We start from the raw sequence: 15067 nt of genomic DNA, 5'->3' as shown, positions 1-15067 counted from the left end.
TGTTCCTTATTGATTAAGCGTTGGAGTTAAAAAACTTGAACTCGCCTGAAGTTGCTGAAAGAACCATTCAATAATAAAACCAAAGTGCGGTATTAATTGAGATTCTTTCCACCAATCAGTTTGTTCAAAATTGGTAAAAGTATCCATGAAAAATAATAACGCAGCGACAATCAGTGCACCGCGCACTAAACCAAAAGCCGCACCTAACACACGATCTGTGCCACTTAAACCCGTCTTATCTACTAATTGACTAACCACATAATTTACTATGGCACCCACGATTAAAGTCAGTACAAATAAAATCCCGATTGCGGTTCCATTACGAATATACATTGATTCAATTTGCGTAAGATAAGCGGCAAGATAAGGATAGAACTGACTTGCTACAATAAATGCTACAACCCAGCTACCGAGTGAAAGCACTTCGCGCACAAAACCGCGTAATAAACTGACAAGAATGGAAAAAGCGATAATGCCAATAATAATGTAATCGATCATTAAAAAATCTCTCAATGAAAAACGGCCGTTTAAAACGACCGAGGTATTCTACAAAAATAAAGCTAAAAAGAAAACGTTTGCGTAAACTAAATTTCCTGCCAAAAAGCACGTTCAAATTTGCTTTGAGCTTTCTTTAAGACTTCTGCTAAATGTTGGTATGTCGGTTGATCTTGCACAAAAGGCAAGGGTTCATGTCGTTGTTTTAAGCGTTCGCAAATATCATAAAACCATACCGCACTTTGATTTTCTAATGGCGAATTCGCACGCTTGCCAAGCCAATAAAGACCTTGAAAAGGAATAAGCAAGGCAAAAAGTGCGGTCAAAATTGCAATAGAAAAGGCCATCAAATCATTTTTTGCATAAATCTGTTGCCACACCACTGCAAATACAGCAACAAAGGGCATGAATTTTTGTGCAAAATTCGTGGCTTTCATAATGCGGTTTTCAGGGAAAATAACCCCTAACTTAGCCTCCTGCGGCCAAGTATTAAGATAAATTTGTCCCTGTTTTAAAATGGAAAAAAATACCATAAAAACACCTTTAAAAAACAACAGCACTTATCATACCCCAGTTTTCCTGAAATTGTCACCTTACTGAAAAAGTTTAATTTTTCAAAAAGTTCCATAAATCGTTGTCTTTTTATGCTGAGATGAATTTATTTTGTTTGTCAAAAGGTGTATCCTATGCCAGATTTTTACAGTCCATCTACAAGGTGGATTTCCATTAACTTTAATCAAATATAGGGTTCCCATGTCAAAACTTGTTCTTATCCTTAACTGTGGTAGTTCTTCACTAAAATTTGCAATTCTTGATCCTGCAACAGGTGAAGAAAAATTATCCGGCTTAGCGGAAGCATTTTTCTTACCAGAAGCGCGTATCAAATGGAAACTCAATGGTGAGAAAGGTAACGCAGATTTAGGCGCAGGCGCAGCTCATACTGAAGCGCTTAACTTTATCGCGTCTAATATCATGACAGATGAGCTTAAAAACTCTATCGCGGCAATTGGTCACCGTATCGTACATGGTGGTGAAAAATACACTCAATCTGTTATCGTAACTGATGAAGTCGTTAAAGGTATTGAAGATGCTGCACAATTTGCACCACTTCACAATCCAGCGCACTTAATCGGTATTAGAGAAGCATTCAACGCATTCCCGCACTTAAAAGATAAAAACGTGGTAGTTTTTGATACGGCATTCCACCAAACCATGCCTGAAGAAGCATTCCTTTATGCCCTTCCATACTCTTTATATAAAGAACATGGCGTTCGTCGCTACGGTGCACACGGCACTAGCCACTACTTCGTTTCTCGTGAAGTCGCTGAATATGTAGGTAAACCTGCAGACCAAGTCAATACGATTATTTGTCACTTAGGTAACGGTGGTTCTGTTTCTGTTGTGCGTAACGGTAAATGTATCGATACATCAATGGGCTTAACTCCGTTAGAAGGTTTAGTCATGGGCACTCGTTGTGGTGATATCGACCCTGCAATCGTATTCTACCTATACAAAACTTTAGGTATGTCTATGGAACAAATCGAAGAGACTTTAGTGAAAAAATCAGGTCTTTTAGGTTTAACTGAAGTAACAAGCGACTGCCGTTATGCTGAAGATAACTACGATGACGCATCTAAACCAGAAGCAAAACGCGCTTTAAATGTTTATAGCTATCGTTTAGCGAAATACATTGGTGCTTATATGGCTGTATTAGGTGATGATCACTTAGATGCGATTGCTTTCACGGGTGGTATTGGTGAGAACTCAGCACACGTTCGTGAATTAGCATTAAATCACTTGAAATTATTTGGTATTAAAGTGGATAACGAACGCAATCTTGCTGCTCGTTTCGGTAAAGATGGCGTAATCACCACTGATGATTCAGCATTTAAAGCGATTGTTCTTCCAACTAATGAAGAATTAGTTATTGCACAAGATACCGCTAAACTTTGTTTCTAATTTAACAACAAGCTGCCGAATTTTTCGGCAGTTTTTATTTATAACATATATACATTAAGGTTTAACTATGTCTCGCACGATTATCCTTATCCCTGTAAGCACAGGCGTGGGTTTAACTAGCATTAGTCTGGGATTAATCCATTCTCTTGAACAAAAAGGCGCAAAAGTTGGTTTTATGAAACCAGTTTCTCAACCAAGCACTGGCGAAGATAAATTGGATCGCACAACTTCTATTATTCGCACTAGCACTAGCCTTGAAACTTCTGAACCGTTTATGTTAAGCGTAGCAGAATCATTAATTGGGCAAAATCAGTCTGATGTATTGTTAGAAAAAATTGTGGCAAATCACCAACAATTAACTAAAAACAACGATATTGTTGTGGTTGAAGGCTTAATTCCCACAAGAAAACACGGTTACGCAAATAGCATCAACTATGAAATTGCACAAGCATTAGATGCTGAAATCGTATTAGTTGCAGCACCTGCAACTGAAACCCCAACCGAATTAAAAGATCGCGTAGAAGCTGCAGCCTCTCTATTTGGTGGGAAAAACAATCCAAATCTTTTAGGTGTGGTTGTAAACAAATTTAATGCACCCGTTGATGAATCTGGTCGTACACGCCCTGATCTTGCTGAAATCTTTGATTCATTCCAACATAGCCATGCATGTGAAGCAGAAGTGAGCAAATTATTTGCAAATAGCTCAATCAAATTATTAGCTTGTGTGCCTTGGTCAGCAGATTTAATCGCAACACGCGCTATCGATTTAGTGAAATACTTAGGTGCATCAATTATCACTGAAGGAGATATTAACCGTCGTATCCGTGGTATCACTTTCTGCGCAAGAAGTTTACCAAATATGGTTGAGCATTTCCGTGCTGGTAGCTTATTGGTCGCCTCCGCTGACCGTCCTGATGTAATTGTTGCTGCTTCACTTGCTGCTGCAAACGGTATTGAAATCGGCGGTATTTTATTAACAGGCGGTTATAAAATTGATGCTCAAATTAATAAACTTTGCCAACCTACTTTTGAAAAAGCAAAATTGCCGATCTTCCGTATTGAAGGCAATACTTGGCAAACGGCATTAAGTTTACAAAGTTTTAATCTTGAAGTGCCTGTTGATGACAAAGAACGTGTTGAAAATATTAAACAATACATTAGCCAACACTTTAATGCTGACTTTATCAATAATTTAGTTGCAGATTCCAGCCGTTTACCTCGCTTATCCCCACCTGCATTCCGTTTCCAATTAACTGAACTTGCTCGTGCGGCGAAAAAACGTATTGTGCTTCCTGAAGGCGATGAACCTCGTACAATCAAAGCAGCCGTACTTTGTGCAGAACGTGGCATTGCGGAATGTGTACTTTTAGCAGATCCTGTATCAGTTCAACGTGTTGCAGAAGCACAAGGTGTTAAATTAGGTAAAGGCATTACAATCATTAACCCAGCAGATGTTCGTGAAAACTATGTTGATCGTTTAGTTGAATTACGTAAAGCGAAAGGTATGACCGAAACCGCAGCACGAGAACAATTAGAAGATACCGTAGTGCTTGGTACTATGATGTTAGAAGCAAATGAAGTAGATGGTTTAGTATCTGGAGCCGTTCACACCACTGCAAACACCATTCGCCCACCAATGCAAATCATAAAAACTGCACCTGGTAGTTCAATCGTTTCTTCTATCTTCTTTATGTTATTACCAGATCAAGTGCTTGTTTATGGCGACTGCGCGGTAAACCCAGATCCAACTGCAGAACAACTTGCGGAAATCGCAATTCAATCTGCGGATTCTGCAAAAGCATTTGGTATTGATCCAAAAGTCGCGATGATTTCTTACTCAACGGGTACATCTGGTAGCGGTGCTGATGTGGAAAAAGTGAAAGAAGCAACCCGTATTGCGAAAGAAAAACGCCCTGATTTATTAATCGATGGCCCATTACAATATGATGCAGCTGTGATGGAAGACGTGGCTCGCTCTAAAGCACCAAATTCTCCGGTTGCAGGTAAAGCAACGGTATTCGTATTCCCTGACTTAAATACGGGTAACACCACTTACAAAGCAGTACAACGTTCTGCAGATTTAGTGTCTATTGGCCCAATGCTTCAAGGTATGCGTAAACCAGTCAATGACTTATCTCGTGGAGCCTTAGTTGATGATATTGTGTACACCATTGCCTTAACCGCAATTCAAGCAACACAATAGTTCAAGTAAAAACATAAAAGAAAATACCGCACTTTGCCCAGTCAGTAAAAGTGCGGTATTTTTTATAACGTTTTTTTACAAATCAACCAAAATCAAAATTGCGGCTTCACCGCCCCATTCTTTTGGTGCTTGATGCAATGCCCGCACTTTAGGATGTTGTACTAGCCAACGTGGAATTTGTTTTTTCAATGTAAAGGTGCCATAGCCCGTCATGATACTGGCACAATCAACATGCTCATTTTCACAAGCCAGTAAAAGTGCGGCTAATTCTTGCTTAGCTTGTTCACGGGTTAAACCATGTAAATCTAAAAACAATTCTGGCGAAAAATCTCCACGACGAAGTTGTTTTAATAAATGGGAATCTTCCCCATCACGTAAATATTTCACAACACCATCATGCTCATTCAGTAACGGCTCATATTCATCAGAAAAATAGAACAATGTATCTTCTTTCGCTCGTAATTCTTTCAATTCTATTTTTTTCTGATCACGTTTTTGGCGGGGGGCAACAAAAGTATCTTGTTTCATTGGCTTAATGCCTTTGGTTTCCGCACGGAATAAATCAAATTCGTCTTGCATTTTTTCTCATTAATTTCAAATTTTGCGTATCATATCATAGTTCTACATTCTCATCTGTGGTATAACTACGCCAAATTTTCATACCGAATTTTATGCTAACTTTTCTACTCACTTTTATGGAGAAATGCGATGGAAACCTCACATAACCAAGAATTAGTTGCAACTATCTTGGAAGATAATGTTGCAAACGAACTGCAAACCATCCAAGATTTTCTGCGTTGGACGTATAGCATTCTCAATCGATCTGATATTTACTTCGGGCAAGGGCACGATAATCCTTGGGATGAAAGCCTGCAACTCGTTTTAAGTGGCTTACATTTACCCATTGATTTACCTACCGAATTATTTAACAGTCGATTAACCCCATCTGAAAAAGAAACCCTAGTTCAACTTGTATTAACCCGAATCGAACAACGCGTACCAGTGGCATATTTAACAAATAGTGCTTGGTTCTGCGGTCACGAATTTTATGTCGATGAACGAACCATTATTCCACGCTCCCCAATTAGTGCGTTAATTCAAGATCGCTTTGAAGATTTAATTTCACAAGAGCCGAATCATATTCTCGATCTATGCACAGGCAGTGGTTGTATTGCCATTGCTTGTGCTTATGCTTTCCCGAATGCGGAAGTAGATGCGGTAGATTTATCAGTTGATGCACTTAATGTCGCGGAGATCAACATTTCACGCCATCAATTAGAGCATCGCGTATTCCCGATTCAATCAAACTTATTTGAAAATATTTTAGGACAAAAATACGATCTTATCGTGACTAATCCACCTTATGTGGACGAAGAAGATCTCGCCGATATGCCAGAAGAATTCCATTTTGAACCAGAGTTAGCCTTAGGTTCTGGCCAAGATGGCTTAAACATTACCAAACAAATTTTAAAACAAGCGCCAGATTACTTAACCGAAAATGGCGTGTTGGTATGTGAAGTGGGCAATAGCATGGTGAGCTTAATTGAGCAATATCCAGATGTACCATTTGAATGGGTAGAACTTAAAAATGGCGGGCTAGGCGTATTTGCTATTCAGCGTAAAGATTTAGTGAAATATCACGATCTGTTTTAATCTTTCAAGTGCGGTAAAATTTTAATCTCAATTTCAACCGCACTTATAAAATTCATGGCGCGCGTTATTCAACGCGTGCTTTTCTTTTTTATCATTTGACTCTATGAATTTACAAAAACTTTTACTTACTCGGCGTTTCTTTTCCACCCTTGCCTTTTTTTCTGTGCAAACGGTATTTCTGATTTATCTACAAAGTAAAGGATTGAGCAACAGCGAAATTGCCTTTTCCTTATCACTACTCTTTTTCTCAAACCAAGCCCTTTCCATTCTTGCCGGTATTTGGGGCGATCGCTATGGTTTAGCCAAAATGATGTTGCTCGGCTGTTTTTTAGATGTAATAGCCTATATTTTCTTTCTCGCAGCAGATAATTATTTATTGCTTCTTATTGCGACCACTTGTTTTGGTTTAGGTAGTTGCTTATTTGGAACCAATGCCAAAGCCTGCTTACTTGTGTTGGCTGGAGATGAATACAAAGAAAAAACGCGCTTGCAAGGGAAATATCTAAAAGTGACCTCCATGTCATCCATGTTTGCGCCGCTTTTAGTTATCCCCTTTATTAAATACGAACATATCAACTTACTCATCTGGGTTTGTTTTTCAATGGAAGCCATATTATTCGCCTTAATGGTGAAGCCTTTCTATCAAATTCAAACCTTACAAACGTTGGTAAAATTTCGCTTTACACAAATCAAAGAAATTATTACAAAAGAATTTCTCATGGTGCATTTAATGCTCTTTTTACCTCTTGCTATTGCGAGCTCTTTCTTTGTCATTTTCCCTTTTTTATTTAACAATAAACTTGGCATGCCTGAACATTCGCCGATAGCGTTATTTGGCAATGGCTTACTCACCGTGCTATTACAAAGCTATTTTTCCCGAAAAATTAATTTAACGATCAAACAAGCAGTATGGGTTGCGCCTCTGTTGGCTATTGGAATTATCGTACCTTGGTTTATCACCTTACGTTATCTTTCCGTATTTTCCGCCTATGCCTATCTTGTCATTTTTACCGTCATTGAAGTATATGCCCTCACAGCGATGGCAAACTTATTAGTGAAATTTGATAATGGCACCAATCGTGGTTTTATTTTTGGCGCATCAAGATTATTACTTTCTATCGCGACAGTGATCATCATGAACTTGGTACCACATTTATTTTTATTGTAACAAGTGCATTAATCAAATAGCACAATACACCTTTATATATAAATAAATTGCACTTATTTATGATGTAAGTTAGACTGAGGAACACTATGAATTCAAGAATAAGGAATACCATGTCATTTTTATCTAAGACCCTCGGTGGATTATCAAAAGCTTACTATACTCGACAATTTCTATTTGGTTTAATATTCTTTATATTTATAGTTGCTATAAGCTATAACGGATATAATCACACTGGGAAAATATCTATTCTTGTAACAAATACAATCCTAGGATTAATCTGCTTATTATTATATCCTTATTCTCGATTTGTTTATGAAAGTATTATCGAATATATTTTAGGTGATAATGTTTTTTTCATTAATGCACCTTTAATGCTTGTAACAAAACTAATCACAATGGCGATTTGTTTCATATTCTCAATTTTTATTGCACCAATTGGTTTAATATATCTTTATTTTTATCATTCAAAACAAGAAAAACTTCAAAATCAGAATGAACAATAAGAGTAAGAAAGGACGTTTAACGTCCTTTTCTCTATCAGTCAATTTCAACAATTAATTTATCTAACGTCTAATTTCACGTTATCAAATAATTTTTTCACTGAATTGTTATCACGCAATCGTTCTGCTTTTTCGACGACACTACGAGTTAAGTGCGGCGAAAAATATTCCATAAAATCATACATATAATTACGTAAAAACGTGCTATGTTTGAATGCAATATTCGTCATACTTGGGCGAAACAAATGGCTTGCATCAATCGCCACAAGATCTGTATCTGATGGCGTATGAGCCATAGATGCCATAATACCCACCCCTAAGCCTAAGCGCACATAAGTCTTAATGATATCGGCATCAGTAGCCGTAAAGACTATATTCGGCAAAATTCCTGCGCTATTAAATGCGTAATCTAAATCAGAAACACCTGTAAAACCAAAAGTGTAGGTCACAAGCGGATATTTACCTAATTCCTCAATCGTCAATTCTTTCACTTTGGCAAGTGGATGTTCTGGCGTAACAATCACTGCACGATTCCACCAATAGCATGGGATCTGAACCAAATCATCAAATAAATAAGGCGCTTCGGTAGTAATCGCCAAATCCACTTCACCTGACATTAATGCATCATGAATTTGTGTTGGCGAACCTTGGTGAATATGCAAACTCACATCAGGATATTTTTTGGAAAAACGTTCAATCACACTTGGCAGCATATAACGTGCCTGAGTATTTGTCGTCGCGATACGTAATACACCGTGATTTGGCTGAGTATATTCATCGGCTACGGCACGGATACCTTGCGCTTTAACAAGTAACTCGCGCGCAATCGAAATAATCTTTTTTCCTGCTGGCGTAATTGATTTTATATGCTTACCATGACGCTCAAAAATTTCTAGACCTAATTCATCTTCCAGCAACCGCACTTGCTTACTAATTCCAGGCTGTGATGTATAAAGCGCATTAGCCGCTTCAGTTACATTTAAATTATGGTTAGCAATTTCAACAATATAGCGTAGTTGCTGCATTTTCATAAAAAAATCCTTATTTTTTATAACGTTTGCTAAGTTCAGAATAACGTTTTACCGCTTTACGAATTTGTCCAGATTTTGGACGACGACGTGTCTGTGTAACATCTAATTTCGTTTCGGTTTCAGCTGGTAATCCCACAAGTTCACGCAAGTAGTTTACGTTTTCAAGACCCATTTCTTCCCAGCCACCACGAGGTAAACCTTTCATCAGTTTTATATTGCCGTAACGAATACGAATCAAGCGACTGACTTGAATCCCTTGAGATTCCCACAAACGGCGAACCTCTCGATTACGTCCTTCCATCAAGGTTACGTCATACCATTGGTTAATACCCACACCACCTGTAAATTTAATTTCTTTAAAGTTGGCTGGGCCATCTTCAAGCTGAACTCCCTTGCGTAAACGCGCTAACATTGCATCATCAACTTGACCAAATACACGCACAGAATATTCACGTTCCACTTCACGGCTTGGGTGCATTAATCGATTTGCCAGCTCTCCATCAGTGGTAAAAAGCAATAAACCTGATGTATTAATATCTAAACGCCCTACCGCAATCCAACGAGATCCCGTTAAACGTGGCAAACGATCAAACACGGTCGCACGCCCTTCTGGGTCGCTACGCGTACAAAGTTCGCCTTCAGGTTTGTAATACATTAATACACGGCAAATTTCTTTTTGTGCGTGGCTAAGATTAATGATTTGACCATCAATACGCACTTTTACACCAGAATGTACGTCAATACGATCGCCTAAAGTCGCAATTTTACCCTCTACGCTCACTCTACCTGCGGCAATCATTGTTTCAATTTCACGACGAGAGCCTTGTCCAGCGCGTGCTAAAACTTTCTGTAATTTTTCGCCCTCTGCTTTAGGCTGATTTGAGGCTTTTACAACAGGTTTCGCTTTTGGCTTAGATAAAAATTTGTTGTCAGAATTAACCGCACTTTTTTTCGTATTTGCCGTTTCTACGCGTACAGTACGAGATACTGAACGTCTATCATTTTTAGCTGAAAAATCACTTTTCTTTGCTGAATCTTTGGAAAAGTGCGGTTGTTTTTGAGTTTGTTTTTGACTAGGTTTCATTGTTTTCCTTAAATAATGGAAAAGTCGCTTTCACAAGCGTCTATCTGTTACATAATATATTAAATAAAAGGATCAGTGCTTCCACTTCCTTCGCGTAAAATTACTGGCGATTCTTCTGTTAAATCCACCACTGTTGTAGGCTCTTGCCCTAAATATCCGCCATGAATAATTAAATCGACTTGGTGTTCCAAACGATCACGAATTTCTTCAGGATCGGATTGTGTAGTATGTTCTTCATTAGGCAACATTAACGAACAAGATAAAATCGGTTCGCCTAAGGCGGAAAGTAAATCTAAAGCAATTTTATTATCTGGTACGCGTAAACCAATGGTTTTACGTTTTGATGTCATTAAACGACGCGGTAATTCTTTCGTTGCTGTAAGAATAAAAGTATAACGCCCTGGCGTATTATTTTTAATCAAACGATAAGCAGTATTATTTACCGTTGAGTAAGTTGAAAGCTCCGATAAATCACTACACACCAAGGTAAAATTATGTCCTTCAGGCAATTTACGAATTGCTACAATGCGATCCATTGCATGTTTATCGCCCATCATACAGCCCAAGGCATATCCCGAATCCGTCGGATACACAATTACACCGCCTTTTTGTAAAATCTCTACGGCTTGATTAATCAAGCGCACTTGTGGATTTTCAGGGTGGATATAAAAAAATTGGCTCATGTGTTTCTTCCTTAAAAAATGTGCGCTGATTATAGCAGTTTTGCGTTCACTTTATAATGGCGAGCATATAAAAATAAAGGCGTAGAGAGTCAATCTACGCCTTGTCAAACTAAAGTGCGGTTAATTGTTAGATGATTTTAATACCTTTCTCAAGGCTGCACCAATTTCAGCGAGACTTTTTACACAGGTCACACCTGCGGCCTCAAGCGCTGCTATTTTTTCTGCGGCAGTGCCTTTTCCACCACTAATAATGGCACCAGCATGCCCCATCCGCTTACCTTTTGGCGCAGTAATACCCGCAATATAGGCAACCACTGGTTTAGTGACCTTATCTTTTATGAAGGTTGCCGCTTCTTCCTCTGCGGAACCGCCGATCTCTCCAATCATCACAATGGCTTCAGTTTCGGGATCTTGTTGAAATCTTTCAAGAATATCAATAAAACTAGAGCCTGGAATAGGATCGCCACCGATACCCACACAAGTCGATTGTCCAAAGCCTTCATCTGTAGTTTGTTTTACCGCTTCATACGTTAAAGTACCAGAACGAGAAACAATCCCCACTTTGCCTTTTTTATGTATGTGAGCGGGCATAATGCCGATTTTACATTCATCAGGCGTAATCACACCAGGGCAATTTGGCCCAATCATCACTACGCCCGTTTCATTTAATTTTTGTTTCACTTTAAGCATATCCAATGTAGGTATGCCCTCAGTAATACAGACAATTAACTTAATCCCTGCATCAATGGCTTCAATTATGGCATCTTTACAAAATGGTGCTGGCACATAAATGACTGTAGCTGTTGCCCCCGTATTTTCAACGGCTTCACGAACTGTATTAAACACAGGCAAACCAAGATGGGTAGTTCCACCTTTATTTGGCGATACGCCACCAACTAATTGCGTTCCGTAGGCTAATGCTTGTTCAGAATGAAAAGTCCCTTGTCCACCAGTAAAACCTTGGCAAATCACTTTGGTATTTTTATCAATTAAAATCGCCATTAGTGTTCTCCTTTTGCTGCATTCACAGCTAATTCTGCAGCTTGTTGTAAATTCTGTGCGGTAAGGATATTAACATCGCTTTGCGTTAAAATTTGGCGACCGATTTCAGCATTTGTTCCTTCTAATCGAACAACCACAGGCACTCTCACGCCCACTTCATTTACTGCAGCAATAACGCCTTCAGCAATCAAATCACAACGAACAATACCACCAAAAATATTCACTAAAATTACCTTCACGGAAGGATCGGTTAAAATGATTTTGAACGCCTCAGCAACTCGCTCTTTCGTTGCACCACCACCCACATCAAGAAAATTCGCAGGTTTCCCACCATAGAGTTTCACAATATCCATGGTGCCCATTGCAAGCCCAGCCCCGTTTACCATACAACCAATATCGCCCTCTAAAGCTACATAGTTTAACTGGAATTTTTCAGCTTCTGCTTCACGAGCATCATTTTGAGTTAAATCTTGTAGTGCTAAGAGATCTTTATGACGAAATAAAGCGTTATCATCAACAGATATTTTGGCGTCGAGACAAACCAAATTCCCTTGTTTAGTCAGAACAAGCGGATTGACTTCCAGTAAAGATAAATCTTTTTCTAAAAATAAACGAGATAACCCCATAAAAATATCGGTAAACTGTTTGTTTTGCACACCACTTAACCCTAATTTAAACGCCAATTCACGCCCTTGATAAGGCAATCCTCCAAATAAAGGATCAATAGTGACTTTGTAGAGTAAGTGCGGTGAATTTTGCGCGACTTCTTCAATATTCATTCCACCAGCAGGAGAAGCAATAAACATAACTTTTTGAGAGGCGCGATCAACAACCGCACTTAAGTAAAATTCTTTATCAATATCGCAAGTTTCTTCAAAATAAATCTGGTTTACTGGCTGACCAGATTTATCCGTTTGAAAAGTGACTAAACGTTGTCCTAGCCATTTTTCTGCAAAAGATCTTGCTTCCTCTACATCCTGTACCAATTTAACGCCACCTGCTTTACCACGCCCACCAGCGTGAACTTGGCATTTCGCTGCCCACTTATCGCCTGAAAGTTGAGCCAGTACCAAATCTACTTCATCAACAGATTGACAGACCGCCCCATTTTTTACGGGTAATCCATAATGCTCAAATAGTTGTTTTGCTTGGTATTCGTGTAAATTCATTCGCGACGTCCTTTTTAGTTATGAAAACAATTCACTCAAGATTTTAATGCTATATGTACCGTGATTTCTTCACGATCGTGATATAAATGTTTTGCTTGAATCTCAAAATTCAAATTCTGCTCAGCCAACATAACAGCCAAGTTTTCTAAACATAATATCACTTCTTGATAACGTTTTTTCATGGGTAATTTTAAATTGAAGATCGTTTCTCGGCACCAACCATTCAACAACCATTTGCCAATCAATAACGAAATACGGCTTGGTTGTTCCACCATATCACAGACTAACCAATCCACTTTTTTCCTTTTGGGAGGCTGAAATTTAAAACCATCTTCCGCACAATGTTCAATGCGACCTGTATCATGCAAGCTCGCTGCCATTTTTCCGTGATCAACCGCATAAACAAATAAACCACGTTTGACTAATTGATACGTCCAACCGCCAGGGCAAGCCCCTAAATCAACGCCAATCATATTTTCATTTAAACGTTTATGCTCTTCTTTACGCGGAATAAAAGTCAAAATAGCTTCTTCTAGTTTTAATGTAGATCGACTTGGTGCATCTGCTGGAAATTTTAAACGAGGGATTCCCATAAAATGGGGGGAATGATTATCTACATAAGAATATCCCACATAACAGCAATTCGGTTTTACAAAAAAACAATGTAAAAATTGACCGCACTTTTGAGTCGCTTTTGCAGAGAGCCAGCCTTGTTTTTTCAATGCCTGACGTAAAGGCACGGTAAATTTACGGCAAAAAGTGGAAAGCTCTTTCGCTTCATTGGTATCTGCAGTTTCGACAAAAAGCTCGCTAGATTGAGCAAAATTAACTTGTTGAGATAATGCTTCAAACGCCGCCACGATGGGACTAATACGATCAGCGGGATCTAAATCTTCCAATAAATCGGAAATAACTATCATCTGACGAGTAAAAATCAAACGGTTAAAAGGAATGTCTCGGGCAAGGCGATCAGCCTCATCAGGTTGATAACATTCAAAAATCACATAGCCCGAATTATCTTGTACTCGTGCAAAACCAAATACACCTAAATTACTTGCTTGATCGGTGATCTCGGCGGCAACTTCTTTCTCAAAACCTGAGCGACAATATAATGCGAGTTTATTCATTTTCTTCTTGTTTAATTGAGTTAATAATCCATTGGCGGAATGCTTGAATTTTTTGGTCATCAAGGCGATCAAGATGATTGACCACATAAAATGATTTTGGATCAGGTAAATTGGTTGGCAACACCGCTTGCAATGATCCATTTTCAATTTCTTGCAAGGCTAATAAGCGATTAGCTAATACAATGCCTTGCCCGTGAATAGCCGCCTGTAACGCCATAAATGTATGACTAAATAACGGCCCTTGCTGAATATTTAAATCATCTAACTGTAAATGATTTGCCATCGCTTGCCAATTATCACGGGTATGAATATGAATTAATGTGTGTTTTTTTAAATCTTCAGGCTGAATAATTGGATTTTTATCTAGTAATTCAGGCGACGCAAAAATCAATAAATTTTCTTCGCCAAGACGATCTACTTGAAGATTCTGCCAATTTCCCAAACCATAATAAATAGCCAGATCAATTTCTTTATTTAACAAGCCTTCGTCTTGATCCACACCAGTTAAACGCACCTCAATTTGCGGATAAAGCTGATTAAATTCACTTAAATGTGGCACGAGCCATTGAATACCAAAAGTTTGTGGCACGCTAATATTTAAATGCGGGTCCGTTTTTAACGTTAATAATCGCTCTGTTGCTTCATTTAAACGACGTAGAATTTTATTAATATCAACAAAATAAGCTTTACCAAGCTCCGTTAATTCTAAAGAACGATTCTTTCGCTTAAATAATTCAATTCCTAAAAATTCTTCTAATAATTTAATTTGATGACTAACCGCCGCCTGTGTCACACAAAGCTCATCTGCAGCTTTAGTAAAACTTAAATAACGCGCAGCAGACTCAAAAGATTTTAACGAATTCAATGGGGGCAAACGTTTATACATAAGTATTTCCATTTATAAAATTTTCGTCTATAATAGACAAGATTTAATTCGGATTAGTTTTTCTAATACTTCAAATAAAAAAACGTCATTTGTCCTTTCCTACCCTT

The 15067-nt window shown here is 38.4% G+C and carries 15 protein-coding genes; 5 read left to right on the top strand and 10 right to left on the bottom strand.

Going from position 1 to position 15067, the window contains the following annotated elements; genetic code table 11:
- Positions 1-6: 6 nt before the first annotated feature.
- On the bottom strand, positions 7-498 hold the full coding sequence (locus tag DV424_RS05600) for a CvpA family protein (protein WP_118859363.1): 492 nt from the start codon (positions 496-498) through the stop codon (positions 7-9).
- An 86-nt stretch (positions 499-584) separates the two neighbouring features.
- Complete coding sequence (gene yfbV, locus DV424_RS05595; RefSeq protein ID WP_118859362.1) at positions 585-1028, bottom strand: terminus macrodomain insulation protein YfbV; 444 nt, start codon at positions 1026-1028, stop codon at positions 585-587.
- Between the two features lie 220 nt (positions 1029-1248).
- Here yfbV and DV424_RS05590 point away from each other — a divergent pair, with 220 nt between their 5' ends.
- Together DV424_RS05590 and pta are read left to right on the top strand one after the other, a co-directional pair.
- Complete coding sequence (locus DV424_RS05590) at positions 1249-2454, top strand: acetate kinase (RefSeq protein ID WP_118859361.1); 1206 nt, start codon at positions 1249-1251, stop codon at positions 2452-2454.
- 67 nt (positions 2455-2521) lie between these two features.
- A complete protein-coding gene (pta, locus tag DV424_RS05585; RefSeq protein WP_118859360.1) occupies positions 2522-4657 on the top strand; it encodes a phosphate acetyltransferase in 2136 nt (711 codons plus the stop codon).
- A gap of 75 nt (positions 4658-4732) precedes the next feature.
- On the opposite strand, the gene smrB is transcribed toward pta, so the two are convergent.
- Positions 4733-5236: an endonuclease SmrB gene (gene smrB, locus DV424_RS05580; protein WP_118859359.1), complete on the bottom strand. Its 504-nt coding sequence runs from the start codon at positions 5234-5236 to the stop codon at positions 4733-4735.
- Between the two features lie 129 nt (positions 5237-5365).
- Here smrB and prmB point away from each other — a divergent pair, with 129 nt between their 5' ends.
- The 3 genes from prmB (at position 5366) to DV424_RS05565 (ending at position 7981) form a co-directional block, all read left to right on the top strand.
- Positions 5366-6310 carry a 50S ribosomal protein L3 N(5)-glutamine methyltransferase gene (gene prmB / locus DV424_RS05575; protein WP_118859358.1) on the top strand — a complete coding sequence of 315 codons (945 nt, stop codon included), beginning with the start codon at positions 5366-5368 and terminating at the stop codon, positions 6308-6310.
- 103 nt (positions 6311-6413) lie between these two features.
- On the top strand, positions 6414-7478 hold the full coding sequence (locus DV424_RS05570; protein ID WP_118859357.1) for an MFS transporter: 1065 nt from the start codon (positions 6414-6416) through the stop codon (positions 7476-7478).
- A gap of 110 nt (positions 7479-7588) precedes the next feature.
- Positions 7589-7981 (top strand): hypothetical protein, encoded by a 393-nt coding sequence (locus DV424_RS05565; RefSeq protein ID WP_118859356.1) that lies wholly within the window; start codon positions 7589-7591, stop codon positions 7979-7981.
- 56 nt (positions 7982-8037) lie between these two features.
- On the opposite strand, the gene cysB is transcribed toward DV424_RS05565, so the two are convergent.
- The 7 genes from cysB to DV424_RS05530 form a co-directional block, all read right to left on the bottom strand.
- Positions 8038-9009, bottom strand: a complete 972-nt coding sequence (gene cysB / locus DV424_RS05560; RefSeq protein ID WP_118789220.1) for an HTH-type transcriptional regulator CysB — start codon at positions 9007-9009, stop codon at positions 8038-8040.
- Positions 9010-9019: 10 nt separating this feature from the next.
- Positions 9020-10093 carry a 23S rRNA pseudouridine(2605) synthase RluB gene (rluB, locus tag DV424_RS05555; RefSeq protein WP_118859355.1) on the bottom strand — a complete coding sequence of 358 codons (1074 nt, stop codon included), beginning with the start codon at positions 10091-10093 and terminating at the stop codon, positions 9020-9022.
- A 59-nt stretch (positions 10094-10152) separates the two neighbouring features.
- Positions 10153-10776 (bottom strand): L-threonylcarbamoyladenylate synthase, encoded by a 624-nt coding sequence (locus DV424_RS05550; protein WP_118859354.1) that lies wholly within the window; start codon positions 10774-10776, stop codon positions 10153-10155.
- A 120-nt stretch (positions 10777-10896) separates the two neighbouring features.
- The gene (gene sucD, locus DV424_RS05545; RefSeq protein WP_118859353.1) at positions 10897-11778 is read right to left on the bottom strand and encodes a succinate--CoA ligase subunit alpha; all 882 of its coding nucleotides are present in this window, start codon (positions 11776-11778) and stop codon (positions 10897-10899) included.
- Positions 11778-12947 (bottom strand): ADP-forming succinate--CoA ligase subunit beta, encoded by a 1170-nt coding sequence (gene sucC / locus DV424_RS05540; RefSeq protein WP_118859352.1) that lies wholly within the window; start codon positions 12945-12947, stop codon positions 11778-11780. Before sucC ends, sucD begins: the two co-directional genes overlap by 1 nt.
- 35 nt (positions 12948-12982) lie before the next feature.
- Positions 12983-14074 (bottom strand): 23S rRNA (cytidine(2498)-2'-O)-methyltransferase RlmM, encoded by a 1092-nt coding sequence (gene rlmM, locus DV424_RS05535; RefSeq protein ID WP_118859351.1) that lies wholly within the window; start codon positions 14072-14074, stop codon positions 12983-12985.
- Positions 14067-14960, bottom strand: a complete 894-nt coding sequence (locus DV424_RS05530) for a transcriptional regulator GcvA (protein ID WP_042594458.1) — start codon at positions 14958-14960, stop codon at positions 14067-14069. Before DV424_RS05530 ends, rlmM begins: the two co-directional genes overlap by 8 nt.
- Positions 14961-15067 lie beyond the last annotated feature (107 nt).

It is taken from the genome of Haemophilus haemolyticus (genome assembly GCF_003493605.1).
Lineage (GTDB): Bacteria > Pseudomonadota > Gammaproteobacteria > Enterobacterales > Pasteurellaceae > Haemophilus > Haemophilus haemolyticus_J.
The sequence above is the reverse complement of the archived record's forward strand: the minus strand, read 5'-3'. Positions and strand labels throughout refer to the sequence as shown.

Excerpts from the sequence above, each read along its gene's own strand:
- DV424_RS05600 (WP_118859363.1), bottom strand. The coding sequence starts at position 498 with ATGATCGATTACATTATTATTGGCATTATCGCTTTTTCCATTCTTGTC.
- yfbV (WP_118859362.1), bottom strand. The coding sequence starts at position 1,028 with ATGGTATTTTTTTCCATTTTAAAACAGGGACAAATTTATCTTAATACT.
- DV424_RS05590 (WP_118859361.1), top strand. The coding sequence starts at position 1,249 with ATGTCAAAACTTGTTCTTATCCTTAACTGTGGTAGTTCTTCACTAAAA.
- pta (WP_118859360.1), top strand. The coding sequence starts at position 2,522 with ATGTCTCGCACGATTATCCTTATCCCTGTAAGCACAGGCGTGGGTTTA.
- smrB (WP_118859359.1), bottom strand. The coding sequence starts at position 5,236 with ATGCAAGACGAATTTGATTTATTCCGTGCGGAAACCAAAGGCATTAAG.
- prmB (WP_118859358.1), top strand. The coding sequence starts at position 5,366 with ATGGAAACCTCACATAACCAAGAATTAGTTGCAACTATCTTGGAAGAT.
- DV424_RS05570 (WP_118859357.1), top strand. The coding sequence starts at position 6,414 with ATGAATTTACAAAAACTTTTACTTACTCGGCGTTTCTTTTCCACCCTT.
- DV424_RS05565 (WP_118859356.1), top strand. The coding sequence starts at position 7,589 with ATGTCATTTTTATCTAAGACCCTCGGTGGATTATCAAAAGCTTACTAT.
- cysB (WP_118789220.1), bottom strand. The coding sequence starts at position 9,009 with ATGAAAATGCAGCAACTACGCTATATTGTTGAAATTGCTAACCATAAT.
- rluB (WP_118859355.1), bottom strand. The coding sequence starts at position 10,093 with ATGAAACCTAGTCAAAAACAAACTCAAAAACAACCGCACTTTTCCAAA.
- DV424_RS05550 (WP_118859354.1), bottom strand. The coding sequence starts at position 10,776 with ATGAGCCAATTTTTTTATATCCACCCTGAAAATCCACAAGTGCGCTTG.
- sucD (WP_118859353.1), bottom strand. The coding sequence starts at position 11,778 with ATGGCGATTTTAATTGATAAAAATACCAAAGTGATTTGCCAAGGTTTT.
- sucC (WP_118859352.1), bottom strand. The coding sequence starts at position 12,947 with ATGAATTTACACGAATACCAAGCAAAACAACTATTTGAGCATTATGGA.
- rlmM (WP_118859351.1), bottom strand. The coding sequence starts at position 14,074 with ATGAATAAACTCGCATTATATTGTCGCTCAGGTTTTGAGAAAGAAGTT.
- DV424_RS05530 (WP_042594458.1), bottom strand. The coding sequence starts at position 14,960 with ATGTATAAACGTTTGCCCCCATTGAATTCGTTAAAATCTTTTGAGTCT.